The 24,338-nt window shown below is 64.2% G+C and carries 14 protein-coding genes and 2 tRNA genes; 5 read left to right on the forward strand and 11 right to left on the reverse strand.

The genetic code is table 11. From position 1 onward, the window contains the following. Positions 1-54: 54 nt before the first annotated feature. Positions 55-2,106, forward strand: a complete 2,052-nt coding sequence (locus F8G81_RS16025; RefSeq protein WP_267275674.1) for a TPM domain-containing protein — start codon at positions 55-57, stop codon at positions 2,104-2,106. A gap of 109 nt (positions 2,107-2,215) precedes the next feature. Further along, entirely contained in the window at positions 2,216-3,010 is a 795-nt protein-coding gene (locus F8G81_RS16030; protein ID WP_267275675.1) for a PspA/IM30 family protein, read from the forward strand. Positions 3,011-3,152: 142 nt separating this feature from the next. Here F8G81_RS16030 and F8G81_RS16035 read toward each other — a convergent pair whose 3' ends face one another. The 5 genes from F8G81_RS16035 to F8G81_RS16055 form a co-directional block, all read right to left on the reverse strand. Then, positions 3,153-4,085 (reverse strand): cytochrome b/b6 domain-containing protein, encoded by a 933-nt coding sequence (locus F8G81_RS16035; RefSeq protein WP_267275676.1) that lies wholly within the window; start codon positions 4,083-4,085, stop codon positions 3,153-3,155. 137 nt (positions 4,086-4,222) lie between these two features. After that, positions 4,223-4,299 (reverse strand) — tRNA-Met (locus F8G81_RS16040). 144 nt (positions 4,300-4,443) lie between these two features. Further along, a tRNA-Met gene (locus F8G81_RS16045) sits at positions 4,444-4,517 on the reverse strand. Between the two features lie 190 nt (positions 4,518-4,707). Then, entirely contained in the window at positions 4,708-7,731 is a 3,024-nt protein-coding gene (locus F8G81_RS16050; RefSeq protein ID WP_267275677.1) for a UPF0182 family protein, read from the reverse strand. A gap of 136 nt (positions 7,732-7,867) precedes the next feature. Next, on the reverse strand, positions 7,868-9,073 hold the full coding sequence (locus tag F8G81_RS16055) for a PDZ domain-containing protein (RefSeq protein WP_416377060.1): 1,206 nt from the start codon (positions 9,071-9,073) through the stop codon (positions 7,868-7,870). A 132-nt stretch (positions 9,074-9,205) separates the two neighbouring features. On the opposite strand from F8G81_RS16055, the gene F8G81_RS16060 reads away from it, so the two are divergent. Beyond that, entirely contained in the window at positions 9,206-10,669 is a 1,464-nt protein-coding gene (locus tag F8G81_RS16060; RefSeq protein WP_267275678.1) for a zinc-dependent metalloprotease, read from the forward strand. A 69-nt stretch (positions 10,670-10,738) separates the two neighbouring features. On the opposite strand, the gene F8G81_RS23515 is transcribed toward F8G81_RS16060, so the two are convergent. The 3 genes from F8G81_RS23515 to nudC form a co-directional block, all read right to left on the reverse strand. Next, positions 10,739-11,344, reverse strand: a complete 606-nt coding sequence (locus F8G81_RS23515) for a M48 family metallopeptidase (RefSeq protein WP_323809196.1) — start codon at positions 11,342-11,344, stop codon at positions 10,739-10,741. Further along, complete coding sequence (locus F8G81_RS16075) at positions 11,341-13,476, reverse strand: ATP-dependent DNA helicase UvrD2 (RefSeq protein ID WP_267275679.1); 2,136 nt, start codon at positions 13,474-13,476, stop codon at positions 11,341-11,343. Before F8G81_RS16075 ends, F8G81_RS23515 begins: the two co-directional genes overlap by 4 nt. A 77-nt stretch (positions 13,477-13,553) precedes the next feature. Next, positions 13,554-14,576, reverse strand: coding sequence for an NAD(+) diphosphatase (gene nudC, locus F8G81_RS16080; protein ID WP_267275680.1), 1,023 nt, complete (start codon positions 14,574-14,576; stop codon positions 13,554-13,556). A 148-nt stretch (positions 14,577-14,724) separates the two neighbouring features. Here nudC and F8G81_RS16085 point away from each other — a divergent pair, with 148 nt between their 5' ends. After that, a complete protein-coding gene (locus F8G81_RS16085) occupies positions 14,725-16,077 on the forward strand; it encodes a macrolide 2'-phosphotransferase (RefSeq protein ID WP_267275681.1) in 1,353 nt (450 codons plus the stop codon). Here the strand turns inward: F8G81_RS16085 and F8G81_RS16090 are convergent. The 3 genes from F8G81_RS16090 to F8G81_RS16100 form a co-directional block, all read right to left on the reverse strand. Continuing rightward, positions 16,055-19,579, reverse strand: a complete 3,525-nt coding sequence (locus tag F8G81_RS16090; RefSeq protein WP_267275682.1) for an ATP-dependent helicase — start codon at positions 19,577-19,579, stop codon at positions 16,055-16,057. The genes F8G81_RS16085 and F8G81_RS16090 overlap by 23 nt on opposite strands. Beyond that, positions 19,576-22,878 carry an ATP-dependent helicase gene (locus tag F8G81_RS16095; RefSeq protein WP_267279258.1) on the reverse strand — a complete coding sequence of 1,101 codons (3,303 nt, stop codon included), beginning with the start codon at positions 22,876-22,878 and terminating at the stop codon, positions 19,576-19,578. The genes F8G81_RS16090 and F8G81_RS16095 overlap by 4 nt, the downstream gene beginning before the upstream one ends. A 185-nt stretch (positions 22,879-23,063) precedes the next feature. Continuing rightward, a complete protein-coding gene (locus tag F8G81_RS16100) occupies positions 23,064-23,480 on the reverse strand; it encodes an MGMT family protein (protein WP_267275683.1) in 417 nt (138 codons plus the stop codon). A 63-nt stretch (positions 23,481-23,543) separates the two neighbouring features. On the opposite strand from F8G81_RS16100, the gene F8G81_RS16105 reads away from it, so the two are divergent. Then, positions 23,544-24,254 carry a 3'-5' exonuclease gene (locus F8G81_RS16105; protein WP_267275684.1) on the forward strand — a complete coding sequence of 237 codons (711 nt, stop codon included), beginning with the start codon at positions 23,544-23,546 and terminating at the stop codon, positions 24,252-24,254. Positions 24,255-24,338: the final 84 nt, after the last annotated feature.

A 24,338-nucleotide genomic window follows, 5' to 3' on the forward strand; every position in this document is an offset into this window, starting at 1 on the left:
TCTGAGACGACTGATTCGTCCCGAATTGGTGTCAGGCGTGCTGAAGGGTTGCACATGCTGTCAAAGTTCAAACGTACTCTCGCCGTGATCGGCCTGACAGGGCTGTTGGCGGCCCCCGCGGCCGCGGCCTGGGCTGAGCCGCCGGTGACCATCCCCTCTGGAACGAACGTTGTGGATAACGCCAACGTTCTGGGCTCCCGCAAGGGTGAGGTTCAGGAGGCAGTGCAGAAGCTTCTCAAGGATCACAAGTACAACTTGTACGTCGTGACTGTGGACTCCTTTACAGATCCTGCTGACCCCAAAGAATGGTCGCAAACCGTTGCCACGACCAAGGGCATGGGTCGGGCAGACGTAATCCTCGCGATGTCCGACGACGGCAAGTACTATTTTTCCCCTAACTCAGCCAGCCCGATTTCTTCCAAGACCGCCGCCATCAGCCAAAATGCCGTTGTCGCTAACCTGGGGGGCGGCAAGAGGGACTTTGCCCAAGCAGCCATTGACACCGCGCTGGCAGTTGGGGATGCTGCCGGCGGCGGGAGCGGATCTGTTCCCTCTAACAGCGGTGCGGGCACCGCAGTCCTCGTTGGGGCCGGAGTAGTAGCGGCGGGAGGCGCTGGAGCCTACCTGTACTTCCGCAACAAGCGGAAGAAAGCCGGCCAGGCGTCCAGCGCCAGCTATGGCCCACAGGGCCAGGAGCTCGACCCGCTTGCTTCGCTCACCGTGGAGGAGCTCCGCCGCAAGAGCGGCTCCCTGCTCATCGAAGCGGACGATGCGATCAAGTCCAGCGAGCAGGAGCTGATGTTCGCCCAGGCCCAGTACGGCGATTCCGCCGTCGGGAACTTCACCAAGGCGCTGGCGGAAGCCAAGGGACACATGTCCGAGTCCTTCAAACTGCAGCAGCAGCTGGACGACCATATCCCGGACACCGAGGAGCAGCAGCGCAGCTGGCTGGGTGAAATCATCCGCCGGTCGGAGGCCGCCCTGGCATCGCTCCAGGAGCAGAAGGCCGACTTCGACTCCCTGCGGGAGCTGGAGAAAAACGCCCCGCAGGCACTGGCCGCCGTCAACGCCGGCGCACGTGAGGCCGATGCCAAGATCGCCAGCGCCGAGCAGTCGCTAACGATGCTCCGCTCCAAGTATGCAGACAGCGCCCTTGCCCAGGTGTCTGACAACATCACGCAGGCCAAAGAACGTCTGGCCTTTGTGCAGAATGCCACGGCCACGGCCCAGGAGAAGCTCGCGGAGGGCGAGGCCAGCCTTGCGGCTGTCGCCGTCCGCGCGTCCGAGGAGAGCCTGCACCAGACTAACGTCCTGCTGGACGCCATCGCCAAAGTCTCGGCAAGCCTGGATGAGGCCCGCAACGGCCTTGAGGCTGCCGTCGTCGAAACATCCCAGGACCTTGCGCAGGCGAAGGCGATGATCCAGTCGGGCGCCCACCCAGAACTGGCCGGACCTGTGGCACGGGTTGAAACTGCCCTAAGCCAGGTCAAGGCGGAAATCCAGGGCGGCAAGATCGATCCACTCGCCACCTTGGACCGTGTGGAAACAGCCCACCAGGCCCTGGACCAGGCGCTGACCGGAGTCCGTGACCAGCAGGAACAGGCCAGGCGCGCGCAGGCCTCGCTGCAGCAGACCATCATGGCGGCGCAGGCCCAGATCAGCGCCACCTCGGACTACATCACGGCACGCCGTGGCGGCGTAGGAACGGAAGCCCGAACCCGCCTTGCCGAATCGCAGCGCAACCTCGACTACGCCTTGTCCATCTCCCGCAACGACCCCGTGACCGCACTCACTTATGCACAGCAGGCCCACGCACTAGCAGCGCAGGCCGCGCAGCTTGCCCAGGCCGACGTTGATAACTTCGGTGGCTACGCCAACCAGGGTTACGGCGGCGGGGGCATGTTCGGCGGCGGCGGAGGCGGCGGCCTGGGCGGTGCCATCCTTGGCGGCATCCTGATTAACTCCATCCTCAACGGCGGCGGCGGTGGCGGATGGGGCGGTGGCCACAGCGACGGCGGTGGCTGGGGCGGAGACTCCGGCGGCGGCTTCGGTGGAGGTGACTTCGGCGGGGGCGACTTCGGCGGCGGAGACTCGGGAAGTTTCTAATCTCGTAAGGACTAAGCGCCTGCCAGCACGTGGGCAGGCGGATAGAAGCGGTACAACAACTGTTCACTGAAATCAGTGGCCACCACTGAGCAGGACGAAAGGTAACACCATGGTTAAGCAGTCCATTTTCGGCCGCATCGCGCAGCTTGCAAAGGCAAACATCAACTCTGTGCTGGACAACGCGGAGGATCCTCAGAAGATGCTGGATCAGATGGTCCGGGACTACACCAACAACATCGCGGAGGCTGAATCCGCCGTCGCGCAGACCATTGGCAACCTGCGCATGCTTGAGGATGACTACAACGAGGACATCAAGAACGCGCGCGACTGGGGCAACAAGGCCCTCGCAGCCTCCCGCAAGGCTGACGAGTACCGCAGCACCGGGCACGCCGGCGACGCCGAGAAGTTCGACAACCTTGCCAAGGTGGCCCTCCAGCGCCAGATGTCTGCCGAGAACGAAGCCAAGGGTGCCGAGCCGAGCATCTCCTCGCAGCGGGAGGTCGTGGACAAGCTGAAGACCGGCCTGGACCAGATGAAGGGCAAGCTCAACGAGCTCACCAGCAAGCGCAATGAACTTGTGGCCCGTTCCAAGACCGCAGCAGCCCAGTCGCAGGTCCACGACGCCATCAAGAGCATCGACTTTATGGATCCCACCAGCGAGGTAGGCCGCTTCGAAGAGAAGATCCGCCGCGAAGAGGCCAAGGTGCGCGGTCAGCAGGAACTTGCTGCGTCAAGCCTTGACGCCCAGTTCAACCAGCTCGAGGATCTTGGCGAACAGGTTGAGATCGAAGCCCGGCTGGCCGCGCTGAAGTCCGGCGGTAACGCCAAGCCCGCCATTGGCGCATCGGGTGCTGCCGCAGGTTCGGAATCAACAGTGGACGAAGCGGACTTCGACAAGCTCTAGCCGCAAGAACGGCCCGCAAAGGAACCGCCGGCAAAGGCGCCTGAGCGGCCACAGGAAGAATGCGAAAGCCCGGGGTTCAAAGAGAACCCCGGGCTTTGCTGTGCAGACCGGCAGGACGGCGCCGGACAGGCGCGGAGGCCGGTCAGCGGCTGACTTTGCCCATCAGCGAAGCGATGGGGCGAAGGAAGATGGGCCGGGCCAGGAACCAGGCGGCGACCATGACTGCCACCGAGGCGGCAAACACCCAGAACCCAACCCAGCCGGCGTCGTCGCTTCCACCGTACATGTGGTTCAGGTTGCGCAGGGCTCCCGTTGCCAGCACCAGAAACACATGCACGACGATGAACGCCACGAAGTAGATCATGACTGGGAAATGGATGGCACGCGCCAGCTCGATCGGATAGGCCTTGTTCAGCGCAGTGGCCTTTTTGGGCCATGCAGAAGACGTCCGAATGCCGGAGATAAAGGCAAGCGGCGCGGCGATGAAGACGGTGGCGAAATAGGTGAGCAGCTGGAGTGCGTTGTAGTTCACCCAGCCGTTCTCGGTGGGCCAGTTCAGGGAGGCGTACTGAAGGGCTGCCGACAGGGCATTGGGGAAGACATCCCAGCTGGTGGGCACGATGCGCATCCACTGTCCGGTCGCGAAGAGCAGGATGGCGAAAACAATTCCGTTAAGGATCCACAGCGCATCCAGCGTCAGGTGGAACCAGAGCTCAAGCGTGATCTTGGTGGGCGGAGTCTTGGTCTTGATCAGGCCCTTGTTATTGCGCGTCCAGTGGCCGCTGGGGCGCGTGGTGGTCCGCACCTGCCAGCCAGTGCGGATGATCAGCAGCAGGAAGAAGGCGTTGAGGAAGTGTTGCCAGGCCAGCCAGGCGGGAAAGCCCACAGGTGCACCGTCAGGAAGATCCGAATGCCCGGGATAGTCAGCGATGAAGGAAGCGACAGGAGCCAGCCCGGTTATCCACCTGGCAAGCAGGACCACCAGCACCAATGCCACGAGAGCAGCAGGCACACCCCAATAGAGCCTTGACCGCTTGCCCATCGCGGGACCGGACTTCTTCGTGGGTGTGGACATCGAACAACATTCCTTTCGAGAATGATTAACCAGCGCTCAAAAACGTGAGGCTCTGCGAAAGAGAATACTAGGAACTGCCAGCAATCGAGCAAAAAGAAGGCCCCGTCCGGCGTAACTGCCGGACGGGGCCTTTCACATGGTTGCGGGGACAGGATTTGAACCTGTGACCTCTGGGTTATGAGCCCAGCGAGCTACCGAACTGCTCCACCCCGCGTCGCTTGATCAACACTACCCTACTTTTGCGGACACTTTGTCCAGCTCCAGGGAGGTCAGCCAAAGGAGACCAGCTGCCAAAAGGGGCTGTGCGATTAAACAGAAAAGTCCGGATTCTGTTTCCAGAATCCGGACTTTCCGTCAGTTGCGGGGACAGGATTTGAACCTGTGACCTCTGGGTTATGAGCCCAGCGAGCTACCGAACTGCTCCACCCCGCGTCGCAAGATCAACTCTACCGCCCGGTGAACAGGAGGCAAAATCGAGGCGGCGTGATCTATGTCTCGGTTGATGTGCCCCAAGCCTTTGACGTGCCGAAAGTCCCTACACCGTACGAATGCAGCAGCCCGGCTACGCTCCCTGTGAGCGTGGCCGGGCTGCTGGATCTGTCTCTAATGTTGGCGGCGCCTGTCAGGTACCTGGTGAAGGTGACGGCGTTGCCGTGCCCGTTGGAGCGGGGCTTTCGGTGGGAGTGGCAGCCGGCGAGGGGGCAGCCTCCGGGGCGGTCACCACAATCCTTCCTTCGGCCTCCAGGGCCCTCTGGAGCGCCGCAGCGAGCTTCTTCTGCTCTTCTCCATAGGCAGCGAAGTCACCCGCGGCGAGTGCGGCCTGGCCGGCCTGGATTGCGGCGTTCGCTTCTTCCAACGCGGCCTTCAGGTCAGCCTTGGCGTCCGCGCCGACAACAGGTGGAGTGCCACCTGGAGCGGGGGGAGCCTGGCCGTTGTTATCGGAATCACCGGCTGCCGCCCCTGAATCCCCACCGAACAGCTGCTTGAGGGCTTCGTCCAGGGTGGGCGCGAAGCCAACCTTGTCACCGAAAGCCACCAGCACACGCTGGAGGGTGGGATACGACGTCTCACCGGTGGACTTGAGGTAAACCGGCTGGACGTAGAGGATGCCGCCGCCCACAGGGAGGGTGAGGAGGTTGCCGTTCAGGACGTCGGAGGCGCCCTGACGCAGCAGGTTCAGCGCCTGCGAGACAGTGGGGTCGGAATTGAACTTATTCTGCGCCTGACCGGGACCTGGGACCTGCGTCTCCGGCGGGATCTGCAGAAGCCTCAGCTTTCCGTAGGACTCCGCCTTCACGCCCTTTTCATTTCCGGCATCGGAGTCGGCTGCAAGGAAGCCGTACAGGACGTTCCGCGCATTCCCGTTCACGATCTGCGGAATGAAGGACGACGTCAGCTGGAATGCCGGCGTCTCCTGGTCCGGCATCTGCAGTGACATATAGAACGGCGGCTGCTTGACATCCGTTGCCGAGTCCGCAGTGGGATCTGCCGGCACGCTCCATACTTCATCACTCTTGTAGAAACTCGTCGGATCGGTCACGTGGTAGCGGCCCAGCAGCTCGCGCTGAACCTTGAACAGGTCCTCCGGGTAGCGGACGTGGCTCATAACGTCAGCCGACATTTCCGAGAAGGGCTTCAGCGACGTCGGGAAGACGTTCTGCCACGCCTTTAGGAGCGGATCCTGATCGTCCCAGGCATAGAGGGTTACCGAGCCATCGTAAGCGTCAACCGTTGCCTTGACCGAGTTCCTGATGTAGTTGACGGAGCTGTTTGGCAGGGCCACAGCGCGTCCGGAAGTGGTCTGGGAATCGGTGGTGGCCTCGGACAGCTGTTCCTGCTGCGAGTACGGGTAGTACTGGCTGGTGGTGTAGCCGTCAACGATCCACTTCACGCGGCCATCCACAACAGCCGGGTAAGCGTTTCCGTCCACCGTCAGGTAGGGGGCCACTTTCTGGACCCGCTCGCGGGGATTGCGTTCGTAGAGAATCTGGGACTCTTCATTGACGCCGTCCGAAAGCAGCAGATCCGAGGACTGGAACTTGATGGAGTAGAGGACCTTATTGAAGAAGCTGCCCACGTTGGGGCCGCCGTTGCCTTCGAAGGTGTACTGCGTCTCCCCCTCGCCTTCCCTTCCCGAAGGCCTGTCCTGCTCCCTGCTCGGAGCACCATCCGGAGCCCCAACTATGGAGTATTCCGGGGAGGTTTCGCCGAAGTAGATCCTGGGTTCATAGGTGGAATCGTCCCCAAGCACACCCGTGGATGGGATGCCGGACTGAAGGAACTCAGGCTTTCCGTCAACCGTGAACTTGTTGCCCTTCGCCGCCACAACGCCGTAACCGTGCGTGTAGACCACGTGCTGGTTCAGCCACCCCTGCTGGTTGGCCGCGACGTTTTCGGGATTCAGCTCGCGAACCGCAATAACGGTGTCTTGGATTTTGCCGTCCACCTCATAGCGGTCAACGTTCAGTGCCTCGGGGAACTGGTAATAAGGGCGGTACTGCTCCAGCTGCGAAAACGCATCCGAGATCAGGTTCGGATCCAGGAGGCGGATGTTGGCAGTGGTTTGGGCGTCGGGGGCCAGGGCGCCGGTGCTGGCTGTGTTGGTGGCGTTGTACCGGTCCACCTGGATCTTGTCGAGGCCGTACGCGGCACGGGTCATCTCGATGTTGCGCTTAATGTACGGGTTCTCCAGGGTCTGCTCGGAAGGCCGGACCTGGAACTGCTGGATGACCCACGGATATACACCTCCGGCAAGGATGGAGGTGATGATCAGCATTGCCGTTCCGATGACCGGCAGGCGCCAGCGGCCAATAACTGCTGCAACGATGAAGAGGATTGCCACCAGTACGGCGGCGACAGCCAGAATGGCCTTGGTGGGGATGACCGCGTTCACATCCGTGTAGAGGGCACCCGCCCAGCGGCCTCCGTTGTTCTGCACGGACGAAAACCGGTCCAGCCAAAAGTTGACACCCAGGAGGATAAGGAAAGCGGCGCCCGTGACGGCCAGGTGGATCTGGGCGGCGCGGCTGGTGAAGATACCCCGTTCCATCAGCCGGATGCTGCCGTACAGGTAGTGGGTCAGGATCCCGGCGATGCCGGCGATCACCACCACACTGATCAGGAAACCTGTGATGAATCCAAGGAACGGAAGCGTCATGAGATAAAAACTGATGTCCATGTTGAAGACCGGATCATTCTGGCCAAACTGTTCCTGGTTAAAGAACAGCAAGACGCGCTGCCACTGGCTCGCAGCGGCACTGCCTGCGAACAACCCGAACACCAAGGGCAGGCCAATCATGACAACCCGACGGACAGGTTCAAGCTGCGCCTGATACCGGTTCAGGTTGTCCCGGATTTCCGAATCCGGCGCGTAGACGGGCCGGGCATGGTACGCGATCCGCACGGCAAAAAAGACGGCAAGGAACATGATGGTGAAGCCGGCCACGAAGATCCCAATGCGTGCCAGGTTTTCGGTCAGGAACACTTCGAAGAATCCGAGTTGCCTGTACCAGAGGACGTCAGTCCACACATTGGCGAAGAAGATAAACCCCACCACGACAAGCGCAACGACTATCAGTGTGGGCGTCAGGGCGCCGCGTCTGGTGGAAGGTCTGCCGGGAGGGATGGGGCTGGTGGGACGGGACAAACTCGGTACCTCATAGCTGGTCGTCAGTTGTACATTCGAAGCATGCGTGCGAGCGACGTCCGGCACCAGTCAAGCCTGTGGCAACGTCCGTCATATCTGCCACGAGTGGCGGTAAAGCTTAGTTCCTGGCCTTAGTCTAGTTGCTGGAGCAGGCGGGCAGGGCTGACGTGTCCTGGCCCGAAGCGGCGGTTTCGACGGCACGGCGCGCCTCTGCCAGATTCTCCACCCTGACCACCTGGAGCCCGTCGGGAATATTCCCTACTACCGCCTCACAATTGGCGGCGGGGGCAAGGAACAGGGTGGCTCCCCCGGCCCGTGCGCCGTCCATTTTTTGGCGGATGCCACCGATGGGTCCCACCACACCGTCCGGGTTGATGGTGCCGGTCCCGGCGATGTGTTTGCCTCCGGTCAGGTCTCCCGGCGTCACGGTGTCGATAATGCCCAGCGAGAACATCAGCCCGGCGCTGGGACCGCCCACCTTGTCGAGGGAGATCTTTACGTCAAACGGGAACGTAAACCGGTACTGGAGCATGACTCCCAGAATGTACCGGCCCGCACCGTTGTCCACGGGCGTGATGGTCTGAGCCACGTCACCGCCTGCGCGCTCCACAACAACAGCGGCGGGCGCCCCCTTGCCTGCCGCCAGTTCTTCCTGGATGACGGCAAGGGACGTGACCGGCTTGCCGTTGATGGACTTGAAAATGTCGCCCTCTTCGATTTTGCCCTCAGACGGTGACCCGTCTGAGAGGCCGGCGGACTGGAGCTGCTGGCCGAAGGGGATCTCCAGCTCCTTCAGTGCGGCAGCGATGGCGTTCTCCTGGGAGGTTGCCATGGCCACCGTGCTTTGCTCGTCAGCCTCTTCCTTGCTTGTTCCGCTGGGATAGATCAGTTCCTCGGGATATACGGCCTTTGACCGGTCAAGCCAGCCGGCAAAGGCGCCCAGAATGCTTACCGGGCCGTTAGGCCCGCCGTCGACATAGACAGTGGTCAGGTCCAGGTTCCCACTGGCGGGATAGCTTTCGCGGCCCGAAACGCTTATCACCGGCGCGCCCTGCGCCTGGCCCAGTGTGTTGAAGGTGGGGCCGGGTGACTCAACCACATATGGCACCGGGACAGTCCCCGCAGCGATTCCAAGTCCCAGAGCCAGCAATCCAGAGAGCGTCATCACAGAGACTTTGTTGTCCCGCCGCGGTGGATTGGGCGTCTCCCACCACTCTTGGTCAAGGTCAGGTGATGAGCTGGGTGGTTGTGCTGCGGCAGGCACTCCGGATACCGCTGCGGTGCCAGGGTCGAGGCTGGCAGCGTGGTCCTCTGATGGGTGTTCGCCACGGGTCGTAGTCACTGAACCAACACTACGCGGTGCCACGCTGCCCGGGCTCTTTGCCTACAGCGAACGGGGCCCCTGTCCGGCAGACAGCCGCCCCTGCCCGGGGTAGCGTGAAGTTGAACAGTCACACCGACGATCGGCGGGATCATGACCTCCAACCCACTCAATCCATCCAATGGCGACGATGCGCCAAAGGATCCGTTGACAGAAATGCTGCAGAACCTGATGGGCGGCAAAGGCATGGAAAACATCGACCCCGCCGAACTCGCGAAGGCAGCCGGACTGCCGGACGACCCCAATCTCCTGGCCCAGATGTTTTCCCAGGTGCAGGCCATGATGAGCGCCCCTTCCGAAGGTCCGGTGAACTGGCAGCTCGCGCACGAGAATGCGCGCAGGGTTGCGGCCAGCAGCGCCGATCCGTCCGTGACGTCCCAGCAGTCCCGTGAAGTTGACGAGGCGTTGCGCCTGGCCGAGCTGTGGCTTGATCCCGTTACAGACCTTCCGGCCACGGGCCTGATTGGCCGCGCCTGGTCCCGCGCGGAGTGGGTGGAGGCAACACTGGGCACCTGGAAGCGGCTCACCGAACCGGTGGCAAACAGCATCGCCAACGCGCTCTCCAACGCCATGACTGAGCAGATGCCCGAGGAAATGAAATCCATGATGGGCGGCGCCTCTTCGATGCTGCAGAACATGGGCGGGGCGATCTTTGGGATGCAGCTTGGGCAGGCGATCGGCGCACTGTCGGCTGAGGTGGTCAGCTCCACGGACATCGGGGTTCCGCTGGCCGACCTGGAAATGGCCCTGTTGCCCGCGAACGTCGCAAAATTCGGTGAAGGCCTGAGCGTCCCGGAGAATGACATCCGCCTGTTCCTCGCCGTCCGTGAGGCAGCCCATGCACGCCTGTTTGTGCAGGTTCCGTGGCTTCGCGGCCACCTGCTGAGTGCCATCGAGGCCTACGCGCGCGGGATCCACATCGATACCTCCAGGATCGAAGAGCTGGCCCGGGATCTTGACCCCAGCAACCCGGAAGGCATCCAGGAGGCGCTGTCCCAGGGAGTCTTTATGCCCCAGCGCACGCCGGCCCAGGACCAGGCCCTCGAAAAACTCGAGACAGCCCTCGCCCTGGTTGAGGGGTGGGTGGACGAACTGACCGCAGCGGCCACCGAGAACGTGCTTCCGTCGGCGGGTGCCCTCCGCGAGACGGTCCGCAGGCGCCGGGCCACCGGAGGCCCGGCTGAGCACGCCTTCTCATCACTGGTGGGGCTGGAGCTGCGTCCCCGGAGGCTGCGGGAGGCCGCCACCCTCTGGGCGAACCTCAAGGACGAGCGGGGCATCGAAGGCCGGGACGCCATCTGGCACCACCCCGATCTGCTTCCCACCGCCGAAGATCTGGACGATCCCAAGGGGTTCGGCGGCCGCCGCAAGCTTGCCGAGGCCAGCGACAGCGAGGTTGATGATGCACTGCAGAAGCTTCTGAACGGCGGTTTTGATGCCGCCCCGGATCCCGAAGCGGCAGGAACATCCGGCCCGGAGGATGAGTCCGGCGAAAGTCCCAACAAACCCGAAGATTCGGACGAGGATTCAGGTGAGGGCGGCCGCCCCGGGAACTAGGGGCCGCCCCGGGAACTAGGGGCCAGCACGGGAACTAGGGGCCAGCGGAGAGCTGGCGGCACATTAATCCTAGTCTGCGTCCGCGGCGGGAACGGCGTCCGGATCCAGGCCGCGGGAGGTGGCAAACGAGACCCCCTCGAGGAAGGCCTTGGCGCGATCCGTCTCCGGGTAGCCTTCCAACAGTTTCCAAAAGGCGGCGTTGTGGCCCGCCACCAGCAGGTGGGCAAGCTCGTGCAGAAGCACGTAGTCAATGACCCACTGGGGCATGGCTTTGAGCTTGTCCGAGAGCCGGATGCTGCCCTCTGAAGGCGTGGCGGAGCCCCACCGCGAGTTCTGGTTGCTGACCCAGCGGACCGACGTCGGAACGGCACGGCCGCCGAAATACTGTGCGGAAAGGTCCGCGGCATGCGCCGCCAAGGCCGCGTCCGTAGCGGGTTGCCTCTTTCCCTTGCGGGAACGCCGCTCTCCTTGCCGGTGCAGCTTCTCCAGCATGCGGTGCACCCATTCGGATTCCTGGGCCGCGGTGAACCGGGCAGGGATGGCCACCACGGCCGTTCCGTTCTCCCAAAAAGCCGCCACTGTCCTTGTCCGGCGTGCAGAACGCCGCACCTCAACGGGAGCCCCGTCCGCGGTCAGCCGGGGCGCCCGGGTAGCGGGCTCACTCCGAGACGTCACAGGACGGAGCTCTCTACGAGCACCCGGAGGACGTCCTCGCCGTAGCGTTCGAGTTTGGAGGGCCCCACCCCGGCGAGGGCGGCCAGTTCCTCAAGCGAGGCCGGCTTGGCCTCTGCTATTGCGGTGAGTGTGGCGTCAGTAAAGACCACAAAGGCGGGCACTTCTGCGGAAAGCGCAACTTCCTTGCGCCATTGCCGCAGGGCCTCGAACGTCTGTTCCTCATAGCTGGGAGGGCAATCGTTGCAGCGTCCTACTTTTCGCTCGGCACCGCTTGAGAGCATGCTTCCACAGACGCGGCATACGGCTGGGACGGCGGCTTTCCGGCGGGCCGCCGGACCTTTTCCGCGGGTAGTGGAACTGGCCACCGAATCGGGCCTGAGTCCATCGAGGAACCTTGAGGGTTTCCTGTTGGCACGGCCACCCGGGGTGCGGGCGGTGGACCATGACAGCGAAAGATGCTCCCGGGCGCGGGTGATTCCCACGTAGAGGAGCCTGCGTTCCTCGTCCACAGCTTCAGGGGTATCCGCAAACGATATGGGCATCAGGCCTTCGCTGAGGCCCACCAGGAAAACTGCGTCCCACTCAAGTCCCTTGGCGGCGTGCAGCGAAGCCAGCGTGACGCCCTGGACGGTGGGGGCATGCTGGGCCAGTGAGCGTTCCTGGAGCTCGTTGACAAAGTCTGCGAGACCGAACTGCTCTCCGCGGACCTGGACAAGTTCGTCGGCGAGGGCCACGAGTGCGGCCAGGGATTCCCACCGCTCCCGGAGTGCTCCGCCGTTATGCGGCGCAGAGTCGGTGTAGCCCAGGGATGCGACGATATCGCGGACCAGCTGACCGAGGGGTCCCGGCGTCGCTGATTCCGAAACCGCCCTGGTTGCGGCACGCAGCTGCAGGATCGCGTCCCTGACCTCCTTGCGGGCGAAAAATCTTTCGCCGCCCCGAAGCTGGTATCCGATGCCCGCCGCCGCGAGCGCCTGCTCGTAGGCTTCGGACTGTCCGTTCGTGCGGAAGAGGATAGCCACCTGGCTTGCAGGCGTGCCGGCGTCGAGCAGTTTCTTGATTTTGAGCGCCACCGTGGCTGCTTCCGCCTCATCGTCAGTGCACTCGGTGAACTCCGGAACGGGCCCGGCCGGGCGCTGGGCCACCAGCTGCAGGGGTGTTGCCCATGCCGCATCAGCCACGGTTCCGCCACTGCGCCGTCCCGCCAGAAGATCATTCGCCAGTTTCACCACCTGGGGAGTGGAGCGGTAATCGCGGATCAGCTTGACCACATTGGCCTCGGGATACCGGGCCTTGAAGCCCAGCAGGTGCTGGGGTGAGGCACCGGTGAATGAGTAGATGGTCTGGCTCGCATCCCCCACGACGCACAGCTCGTCCCGGCCCCCCAGCCACAGTTCCAGGAGGCGTTGCTGCAGCGGCGAGACGTCCTGGTACTCGTCCACTACAAAATGCCTGTACTGTTCACGGACCGTGGCCGCGACTTTCTGGTCCTCCTGGAGGATTCCGACGGTGATCAGCAGCACGTCCTCGAAGTCGATGACATTGCGGTCCGTCTTGACATCCTCGTATGACTGGAAAACCCTTGCGACGGCGGTGAGGTCAAATCCTCCCGGCGTTCCCCTCCCCTGGGCATTTTCAAGGTAGTTGGCAGGCGTCAGCATGGAAACCTTGGCCCACTCGATCTCGGACGCCAGGTCCCTGATGGACGCACGGTCCGTGCTGAGCCTCAAACGCCGCGCTGCCTCGGCGATCATCTGCGCTTTGTGGTCCAGGAGGTTGGGCAAGGTGCCTCCCACCGCTTGAGGCCAGAAAAACTGGAGCTGCCTGAGGGCGGCTGCGTGAAAAGTCCTGGCCTGGACGTTTCCGACGCCGAGGTCCCGCAGCCTGCTGCGCATTTCCGCGGCCGCCCGGGCCGTAAAGGTGACGGCGAGGAGCCGCTGGGCACTGTATACGCCGGAGTGGACGCCATAGGCAATGCGGTGCGTGATGGCCCGGGTTTTTCCCGTTCCTGCCCCGGCCAGGACACACAGCGGTCCGTTCAGCGTACTGGCGACTTCCCGCTGTTCGGTGTCCAGGCCACCGAGGATCCGATCTTCAAGGGACTCCGGGCTGTCTACGTTCTCTGTTGTCACTTCTGCTGCTTTGTTGTCTCGACTTGCCACTAGTGGAGTCTGGTCAATGGGTGGGCCTGGCGTTTGGGTTCTGCTGCTTACGGGTCCGTGCGGTCCGCGATCCGCCCGCCGTACCAGTGCTCGATCAGTGAGCGGGCGATGGAAAGCCTGCTGGAGATGGTGATTTCCCCGTTAAGCACCGCCTGCTGGAGTTCCTCCCTGCTGAACCAGCGCGCACGGGTGACCTCGACGCCGTCGGGCCTTGCCTCGGTGTCCGGGGTGATGGCGGTAAATCCAAGCATAAGGGAGGCCGGGAACGGCCACGACTGAGAACCCAGATACTGGCACCCGGTAATCCGGACACCCACTTCCTCGTATATTTCGCGGACCACAGCCTGCTCCAGGGACTCGCCGGGTTCTACGAATCCGGCGAGCGTTGAATAGTTCCTTGCGTCGGCGGGTCCCCCGCCGCCGAGCAGCAGCCGGCCGTCCGGCCCCACGACGGTGACGATAATTGCAGGATCGGTGCGGGGGTAATGCTCAGAGCCGTCCTCGGGGCAGCGGCGGACCCAGCCTGCGGCCTCGACGACGGTGGCCGCACCGCACCGGGGGCAGTGGGTATGGGTGGAATGCCAGTTGGCTATGGCGCTGGCTTCAACAAACAGCGCCGTGTCAGTGGGGCCCAACTGCGCGGCAACATCGCGGAAACCTGCCCAGAAAGCGTCCGCCGGAATACCGCCCGTACCCACGTCAACTTGCGCCGGCAGGACGAAGAGGAGAAGTTCGGTGCCGGCCGGCAGCTCAGAGCTCGGAAGGGCCGCTCCGAGGTAAATGATCTGCCCGGGCATTGACCCCAGCTCACGGAGTCCGGCCAGCAGCCTGGCAGCTTCCGCCAGGACCAGCCTGTTGCCCTGCACCAGCGCTTGCCTGCCTGTCAGCACTGCCGCCAGGGTGCCTTCGCGTTCCAGCAGTTCTTCCACCATTCCGGGCCTGACGCGGTCTGCGGAGCCCCGGTCAACCATTGCCGGCCGGATGGGAAGTACGGTATCGAAAAGATGGTTTGCCGGCAGCCGGGTTGCCTGCGTCTGGTAGGCCGGCGTAACGGACTCCGCATGACTCATGCATCCACCGTACTGACTGGGACGGACAATTGACATTTGAGTGAGGCGGCCAGGAAGGAAGCCTGCGGCCGCGGCGAAGTTCGAAGCTATCTAGAGACTCGCCGCTGCACATCGTTGTCTTGGACGCCAGTCAATCTACCGTGGAAGTGTGAGAAGAAAACCGATCGAACTGGCAGCCGTGGCAACCGCGGCAGTCCCCGGGCTGACCCCGACCGCCGTTAGTGCTGCTCCGGACGATCCTGCGGATTTCGACTCCGCGCTGCTCCTGGACTCGGAAGGCAAGCGATGGAGGGTACGGTCGCCGCAGCATGCCGAGGCCAGCGCGAGGCTGGAAACGGAATTCCTGGTTCTCCGTGCCTTTGCGCCCGGGATCCGCGCCGAACTGCCCTTCCTGATGCCCACCGTGGCCGGCAGCGTCCGGCTTGGCAGCCTCAGTACTTTCGTCTATTCACATCTCGCCGGCAGCAACCGGAGTGTGGAAGAACTCACCGCCGGGACGGACTCCCTTGCGAGGGAAATCGGTGTGGCCCTTGCAGCGATCCATGACCTCCCTCACGCCCTGGTCAGCAATGCCGACCTCCCGAGCTACACCCCCAATGAATTCCGCCAACGGAGGCTGAACGAGCTGGATCAGGCTGCCACGACAGGGAAAATTCCCCCTTCACTCCTCCTGCGGTGGGAACACGCCCTGGAAGATGTTTCCCTCTGGCGGTTTAACCCCTGCGTGGTCCACGGCGACCTTCATGAGGACAACCTGCTGGTGGAAGGCGACCGCGTCACAGCAGTCACCGGCTGGACGGACCTGAGAATTGGCGATCCCGCCGATGATTTCGCCTGGCTGGTGGCCTCCAACGAGCAGGCCTTTGTGGACAGCGTGCTCTCCAGCTACACCGGCAGCCGTCGGGACGTGCCGGATAAACACATGCTCCGGAGGGCGGCGCTTTCTGCCGAGTTCGCGCTGGCGCAGTACCTGGTCAAGGGCATCGCCGCCGGGGATCCGGCCATGGTGTCCGAGGCGGAAGGCATGCTGGAAACCCTGGCAGGCGACATCGCAGAGCACGGCGGGCAGGCCATCAGCGTGGAACCACTCCCCTCGCCGCCCGAAACGGGCGCCGGCGAGCCAGCCAAGGCTGGAGCTGAAGCCAACGTTGGCGAGCAGGTAAATGCCGGCCCGCATGCCAGTGCCGGAACAGCCGGCACCGGGCAGTCAAGTCCGGCAACGCGGCAAGGGGACAACACTCCCACTGGGTCTGTGCGCACTCCGGCGGTGACGGTTGTGCCGCTGCCGGTGGGGCCCGAAACGCTGCCTCCGCCACTGGTGGTGCCCGCGCCTGCCCTGCCCGCGGTCCAGGTGGCGCCTATTCCAGCGGACGAGCATTCTTCACCAGCGGAAGCGCGCGGTCAGGAAGATGACGCGGCTGACACATCCAGCGGCAAGTCTCCCTCCGCGGACGACACCTCCACCGCGGCCATCACCATCATTGCCGGGCAGAAGGACTGACCAGGGCGCCAGCCACTATCTGCTCCAGTTCCACTGCGGAACCGAGGTCATGGGGACGCACCACCTGGTTGTCAGCCACATAGAAAAACGCGGCCCGGACGTCCTCGACCGGGACTCCTTTCAGCCGTGCCCACGCCAACCGGTAGACGGCCAGCTGCACCGATTTGGCCTTGAGGTGGGAAGCCGCCGGCCGGCGTCCCGTTTTCCAATCCACCAGGTCCCAGCGGCCGTCCGCGTCACGGAACACGGCGTCTATGCGGCCGCGAACCACCACCTCACCAACCCGGGTCTCGACGGGAACTTCAACGAAAGCGGGCGAGCGGTTGGCCCACTCGGATGCCTTGAAAGTAGCCACCATGGCATCGAGGTCGTAGGCGGCGTCGATGTGGTCATCCGGGCCGGACGTGTCGCCGAAATCCAGCATGCCGGCGGCGCCGAAGTACTCCTCCACCCAGGAGTGGAAGGCAGTTCCCTTGCGGGCTGACATGCCGGGCTCGCGGGGGACCGGCCTCCGGAGCCTGCCCAGGACAGCCCGGGGGTCCTCCCCCAGGTCGACAAGCGTAGACGCCGAAATATGGCCGGGCAGGTGCACGTCCTGGCCGGCGGAGCGCCTGGAGCGCCGTTCCAGCAACAGCGCCGCCTCCGAAGCCCAGTTGGCTGCGTTCCCCCGGAGCCGCTGCGCGTCGGCATCGGGCCGCTCTGCGTCGGCACCCGAACTGCCGGAAGGCGCACTCAATCGCTGCGTGGCATCGCCAGAAACATCTGCCAAAGAAGCAATGATCCGGGACGCCGCAGCTTCCATGGCTGCCCTGCGGCCGGGAAGAAGCCGCAGCCGTTCCCCCGTCCTGGCGTCCACCGGGCCTTCGAGCGGATCGTACGGCCACCGTGCGGCTTCTGTTTCCAGGGTCAGCGGGCTCTTTTCCGGCAGGGAATCCTCAGCAACGGAAGCGGGATGAACCATGGCGGGGCTGACGTCTGTCCCTTCTTGCCGCCGGCTGAGGAGCGGTTCCAGCTCGGCGAGGAACGGTGACATCTCCGCCCGTCCCGCCCTGGAGCCGACCCACGCCGCACTTGAAACCCACAGCACATGTTTGGCCCGCGTATAAGCGACATAGGCGAGGCGGCGTTCCTCACCCTCCCCATGGCACAGTACCTCTGACTTGAAGTCCTTCTCTGCGTCCAGCCAGCCCTTCTGGTCCGGCTGGTCGGTATCCCACTGCGGCAAGTCTTCCTGGTCCCCGCGCAAGGGCCAAGGCAGCGCCGCTGATCCACTGCTCCACCGGGAATCCCGGTTGCTGGGAAAGGCGCCGGCGTTCAAACCGGGCACAAAGACCACATCCCACTCCAGCCCTTTAGAGGCGTGGACCGTCAGGAGCTGCACAGCTTCGCGGTTTACTTCCGAGGCCGGCACGTCCAGGCCATTCTCCTCTGCGGCCGCTGCCTCAAGCCAGGCGAGGAACGCCAGGATGTCCACCCGTTGGGACGTCCGGAGGAACCCCGCCGCCGCATCCTGGAACGCATCCAGGTTTCTGCGGGCCTGGTGGATGCTGATCCCCGGACGGGCCGCAACCTCGATATCCAGCAGCATGGCACGTTCAACTTCCCCCAGCAGGGTGGTCAGGTCGTCCCCGAGGTAACCCCGCAGTTGCCTCAGCTCGAGGGAGAGGCGGCCCAGCCGCTGCCGTGCCTCCCCTGTCAGGGACCTGCCATGGGAGGAAGTCCAGTCCTCCCGGGGCAGCCAGTCCAAGGCCTCCACGAGGCTGGCACCATCGGTCAGGTCGGATTCGATCACTGCTTCTTCGGACACTGCCGTCTCGCCTTCGGCCGGGGCATCTCCCCCGACGCCCTGCGCCCGCCTGCGTGCCAGCTGGCTGGACCAGTCACGGAAGGCCATGAGGTCTGCAGGACCAATCCGCCAGCGTGCGCCTGCGAGGAGGCGCATCAGCGCATCCGAACGCCCGGGATCTGCCAGGACCCTCAGCGTGGCCACCAGGTCAACGATTTCGGGAGTGTCCAGCAAGCCGCCCAGGCCGATGATCTCGTAGGCAATCCCGCGGGCCTCAAACTCCTTCCGAATGGGCTCCATCTGTGCACGGCGCCGGCACAGGACGGCCAGGGCAGGAGGCACGGGAGTGCCGTCGGCCTGGTGCTCGAAGTCGGTGACGCGATATTGCAGGACATCATGTGCCAGGGCGGACGCTTCCTCCACGTCCGTCCCGAAACGCCCGAGCACCACACGTCCTTCCACCGCGAACGGGCTGGGCTGCAGGGGCGGGACGTTGGCTGCGGCATGGGTGCCGGCGCCGGCCCCGGCCGGCGCTTTTGCCCCCGCTTCCCTGCCCAGGGCCTCGGACATGACGTTGGCTGCGGCCAGGATGGAACGGCCGTTGCGCCACGCGGTGGTCAGATACGACGTTGGAGCGGGTACAAACTTTTCTCGCCCGTCCGAGCCGGGCATGAGGACAGGGAACTCGCGGACAAAATGGAACAGCTGCCCTGCGGAAGCACCACGAAAGCCATAGATCGACTGGTTTGGATCGCCCACCGCCGTGACAGCGTGGCCGCCGCCAAAGAGCCTCGAAAACAGCACCAGCTGGGCATAGGAGGTGTCCTGGAACTCATCCAGGAGAACAACCTTGTACCGCTGCCGTTCCATCTCGGCAGCCAGCGGAACCTGCCTTGCCACCCTGGCAGCCAAGGCGACGAGGTCACCGAAATCAAGGGATCCCCGGGAACGCTTCGCTGCGGAATAACGGCTGACCATTTCAGCGACACTTGCCCTGGTCCGCAGCATGGCCGCAAGATCCGCGGCAGCCTGCGGACGGTTCTTCTTCGCCCCCGCCACATATGGCAGGCCCTCGAATTCCGCGAGCCTGGCCATCAGCCACGCCTCGACATCTGCCGGCTCCTGCAGGTGTTCGGCGCATTCGCCAGCCAGCTGGATGACCGCCTTCACCAGCGTGGATTTTGCGGCATTGAAATGGCCGTATTCGCCGTCGAAGGCCTCAACAACCTCGGTGGCCAGCTGCCACGTCTGTGCTCCGCCCAGCAGCACCACATCGCGTTCCACTCCGAGCCGCAGCCCGTAGTCAGACACAATTCCGCTGGCGAACGAATGATACGTGGAGACTTTCGGCTCCAACGCGTCGGTGCTGAGCAGTCCTGGCGGGAACACCTGGTTCCCACTGTCCTGCGCGGCGATGCGCTGCAGTGCCGCGAGCTTGGCCCTGATCCTGGTGGCGAGCTCACCGGCAGCCTTCCTGGTGAACGTGACGCCAAGGACTTCCTCGGGCCTGACCCACCCGTTTGCTACCAGCCACACCACACGGTCGGCCATGGTGGCGGTCTTGCCGGAACCGGCCCCGGCTATCACGAGCCTGGGGGCCAGCGGTGAGGAAATAATGGCGGACTGTTCCGGCGTGGGCGTGTTCTTTTCCCCCAGCATCCCCGCCAATTCCTCCGGGCTAAAACGAGGACGGCCACCCTGGGGCTGGTTGCTCATTCGGTCACCTGTTTTCCCCGGACACACAATGGACAAACTTCCGGCAGCCGGCAGCCGTGGCCACCGTGGCTTCCCTTGGAGGGATCGTGCCGGGCCTCGAAGTTGCTGCCTGCCATAATGGCGGCAGCGTCCGTGACCATCTCCAGCGCCCAGTTTTCCTGGGGGTCCAGGGGTTCCTGCTGCTGGACCCCCGGATTTTTTGTACCAGTGCCCAGCTGTGCCAAAACGGCACCGCCGGGCTGGGCAGCGAGGGGCCTGCCAGCTTCATCCCTGAATCCTCCGGCCAGCACAGCCGCCTGATAAGCGCCAAGCTGCGGATGACGTGCCAAATCAGTCTTGCCCGGCTGGCGCTTGCCTGTTTTGAGGTCCACGATGACCAGCCTGCCTTCAGAATCGATCTCCAGCCGGTCCACCTGGCCACGGAGGACAGCGGAACGGGACGGGTTGGCGCTCTCGTCCGCGTCCGCCAGCAGGCCAGGGCCTCCAGCTTCTGGTTCTGAAGCGCCAACATCCACCACCACGTCAGGGAGTTCAACGTCAAAGTCCTGTTCCACTCCAAGCAGGCTCCGGCCCTCACTCCTCATCACCAGGATGTACTGGGCCAGCTTACGGACCATGGTCTCGGCGCGCCGGAAATCGAGTTTACTTTCCCAGGTGTCCTTCATGCCCAGGGCCGGCCACCGGCGGACCAATTCGGCAACGTACTCGGAGCCGGAGGCATCCGGCAGATCCTGGGCGATGGCATGGACCAAGGTCCCGAGGCTGCGGGCGAAGTCAGTGGCGGCTTCGCCTCCTGCCGCCTGGACGAACCAGTCCAGGGGGGACTTCTGCACGGACTCCACCTTGGACGGCGATACGTAGACGGTCCCTCCGGGAGGCACCACCGCCTCCGTGGTGGTCAGGGGCGCCAAGCCCCACCAGCTGTCCGGGTGGGCACCCGGAACCGGAGGTTCCGCCGCGGCCAGTTCGGCCAGTACCCTGGTGGCTTCAGCTGCCTCCGGGGCGTATTTTCCGCCCAATTGGGTGTACTGGCGGAGCTCGGCCACCAGGGCGCGGAGTGTCAGCGGCCGCTCCACCGGCGTAAACACCCGTCCTTCCTCGCCTGGCCCCAGCGGCGCCACATAGTCGAGGAAAGATGAGGGCTGATCATCCTCGGAGGAGACCGCGGTGCAGATCAGGAGTTCGCGTGCACGGGATATGGCCGTGGAGAAACTGCGCAGTTCGTCGTAGCGGATCTCCCGCAGCCGGCTCAGGGGGTCCAATTGCAGGGCATAACCGACGCCGTGCTCCACCGCATCGGCGAACAGGGTGCTGCCCAGCAGTTCACCCCGGAGCCGTGTATTGGGCCAGACGCCTTCCTGCAGCCCTGCCACAATGACTACCGGCCACTCCCGTCCGGCAGCGCTTGCCGGCGTCATCAGTTCGACGGCGTCCTCCAGCTGTGCCCTGGCGGCCAGCGTATCCATGGGGAGTTCCTGATTCAGCAGGTATTCAAGGAACTGTTCCGGCCCCGCACCTGGCATCTGGTCCACGTAGCGTTCCGCGGTGTGGAACAGTGCCATCATGGCATCAAGGTCCCGGTCAGCCCTGGCTCCGTGGTTGCCGCCTGCCAAAGCAGATTCGGTCCAGGCGTTTGCCAGGCCAGTGGAGTGCCAGAGCGCCCACAGGACTGTTTCAGCATTGGCTCCCGGTTCTGACATGGCGGCCCGGCCAGCGTGGATCATGCGTGCTGTCCGACGGGCAGCACGGCCCTCCATGCCGAGCGTGGACAGGGCACCCGGCTCCAAAAGTGCTTCGACGAGGAGGGCGTCACTGGTCCGCCCGCCGCCGCCCAGCAGTTCTTCCCGCCGGAGGGCCTGCCTTAGCCTGCGCAGTTCCAGCGACGTGGCTCCGCCGATCCGGGAGGTGAGCAGTGAGACGGCGGCCTCGGGCGTTAGCAGCATCGGATCCAGGGCGATCGCATAAGCATCCAGCAGCGGCCGTACAGCCACTTCATCGCGTACGGCGGATTCAGCCACCGGCACCCGCACGGGGATTCCCTGGCCCGACAAATAACGCTGGAGCTCACTGAGCTGCCCGCCGTTGCGAACGATAACGGCGATGTGGCTGAGGTCCCGGTGATGGCGGATGTGCTGGTCAAGGATGCGCTGGGCTACGTATCTCAGCTCATGGACAGCCGAAGGGACAAGGTGCGCCTCCACCGCGCCGTCGGTCACCGTCTGGTGCCCTGCCGCAGTGGCCTGGCTGCGGCCGGCCTCAGGCTGCTCGAGCCGCCGGGCAAGCCGGCCTCCGGCCCGTTGCGAGATCCGGCCGGCCACCCCGAGCCAGGCCTCGGCTACGGCGGGCGTATGCCGGTGGCTCTGCCACAACGGCCGCTCCAGCACATCCTCGCCGGCAGACAGGAGCCGCGGGAGCTCCGCGACAAGATCAGGACGGGCCCCTCGGAATCCCTGCACCACAGTGTCCGGCGAGGACGCCACGTAGCAGTCCTTCCCCGCGGCAATGTCAGCGAGGAGTTCAAATACTGCGGGGTTAGCTTCCTGGATGTCGTCCACCAGGATCAGCTGCAGGCGCTCCCGCTCAGCGGCCAGGAATCCGGGCGAATCCTGGAAGATCTGCCGCGCGGCGGTGATGATTCCGGCAGGGTCGAAGGCTTCAGGCATACGGAGGTCAAGGACGTCCCTGTACTCGGCGTACAACGACGCTGCAGCCACCCAGTCCGGCCGGCCGCATTGCCTTCCGAGGTCCTCAAGATCCTCCGCTGTCCTGCCTGATTCGATAATGCGGTCAAAGAGCTGGCGCACCTCGTGGCGGAATCCGCGGGTTTCGAGGGCCGCTTCCAGGTCCGCTGGCCAGGGCAGCTCCAGTCCCGGCATGGCGTGGCCTTCCAGCAATTCCTTGATGATGAGATCCTGTTCGGGGCCTGAGAGGAGACGCGGCGGGCGCGGAAGCGGCAGGACTCCTTCGGCCTTCGCACGGCGGATCAGATCAAAGGCGTACGATGCCCACGTCCGCGCGGGGGTTGTACTCAAGCTTCGGTCCAGCCGTGCGGTGAACCGGTCCCGGAGCGAATCGGCAGCCAGCCGGCCTGGAGCGAGGATCAGGATCCGTTCCGGATCCACGCCATCGTGGCGGGCCCTGCGCACCGCGGCTTCGATCAGGACAGTCGATTTTCCTGTTCCGGGGGCTCCGGGCACCAGGATGGGCCCGGAGCCATGCGGAACCTCGACGGCGTCCCGCTGGTCCGCTGACAGCACTGGAACGTCCGTGTGGATCTGGCGTGGCGGGAGGAGCCGCAGCCCTGTTCCGGGGTGCCTTGCTGCGGAACCACCGGCCCCAGGGGCAGTGCGGAAGCCCTGGGCGGCGACGCTGGCAGAAGCAGTGCCTGAATCAGTATCTGAATCGGTGCCTGAATCGGTGTCTGAATCAGTCTCTGATTCAGTGTCTGAAACAAAGGAGGGGTCCGTCTGGGGGATTGTTACCGTCACACAGACATTCCATCATCAGCCACCGACAATCTTGGCAGCCGCCGTTCCAGCTGCTCTGCGATGGCGTCCATCCTGTCGAGCTGTTCGTCCCCGGGAGCCCATCGTGCTGCCATCAGGTCCACGCGCCATCTGCCCTCACCGGTGCGAAGGAAATCAAGCCAGTGGCCGGCCAGGGGCGTCCCTTCGTCCAGATAGTGGCGGAGAGCCTGGGCCTCGTGGCCTTCAGGGGCGTAACCGCTGGCTTTGAGGACGCGCCACCAGGGCACACCGCTCCCGTAGTGGCTCATCACGGAGCCAACCTGCCGTGGACCCCCGGATCCGAGAATCTCCGCAACATCGCCATAGGCAACCGCGGTACCGGGTGGCACCAGCTCAACAATGGCCAGCACCGCCTCGACATACTCAATCCGCATGGATCCAGATTAGCCGCAGTGGCGCTCCCGGATACTGTCGGTGCCGGCCGGTAGCGTTGCAGCATGAGTACTTGGAACACCCTCCCCCGCGCCGCCTTTGACCTCGAAACCACGGGCCGGAACTCCCGGGCGGCACGGATCGTCACGGCGTCCGTGACTGTTGTTGACCACAAAGGTGATGTCATCAAGGAACATGAATGGCTGGCAGATCCGGGGGTTGAAATTCCCACCGAAGCCAGCGACGTCCACGGCGTCACCACGGAACAGGCACGGCGGGACGGCAGGCCTGCCCACGAGGTCACGCGGGAGCTTGCCACGGTGCTCCAGGAACTTTTTGATGCGGGCGTCCCCGTGATTGCCTTCAACGCCAGCTACGACTTCACCGTCCTCGCGGCGGAATCTGCCCGCCATGGGGTGCGGCAACTGAGCCGGTTTCCTGTCCTTGACCCCTACATCATGAACAAGCAGGTGGACAGGTACCGCAAAGGCAAGCGCACCCTCACCGCGCTCTGCGAGGAGTACGGGGTGAGCCTGGACAATGCCCACACATCCGCGGCTGACGCCCTCGCCACTCTGAAGATGCTGGACGCCATGGCCATAAAGTTCCCCAAGCTCAGGATGCCGGCGAGCCAGCTTCACCAGCTCCAGGTGGACTGGGCTGTGAGTCAGGCGGCGGATTTCCAGGGGTACCTCCGCAAAACCAAGCCGGCAGCTGTTATTGAAGGTGACTGGCCCGTCCTTCCCCCCGAGGACGCCAGCCGGGGCGACTTCTAGCTGCGAGGTAACTCACACTCCGCTATACGCCCGGGCCGGGCCGGCGAGACTCCCGAGGATTCGGCTCTATGCGCGGTCGGCGGA

This window comes from Arthrobacter sp. CDRTa11 (genome assembly GCF_026427775.1).
GTDB lineage: Bacteria > Actinomycetota > Actinomycetes > Actinomycetales > Micrococcaceae > Arthrobacter.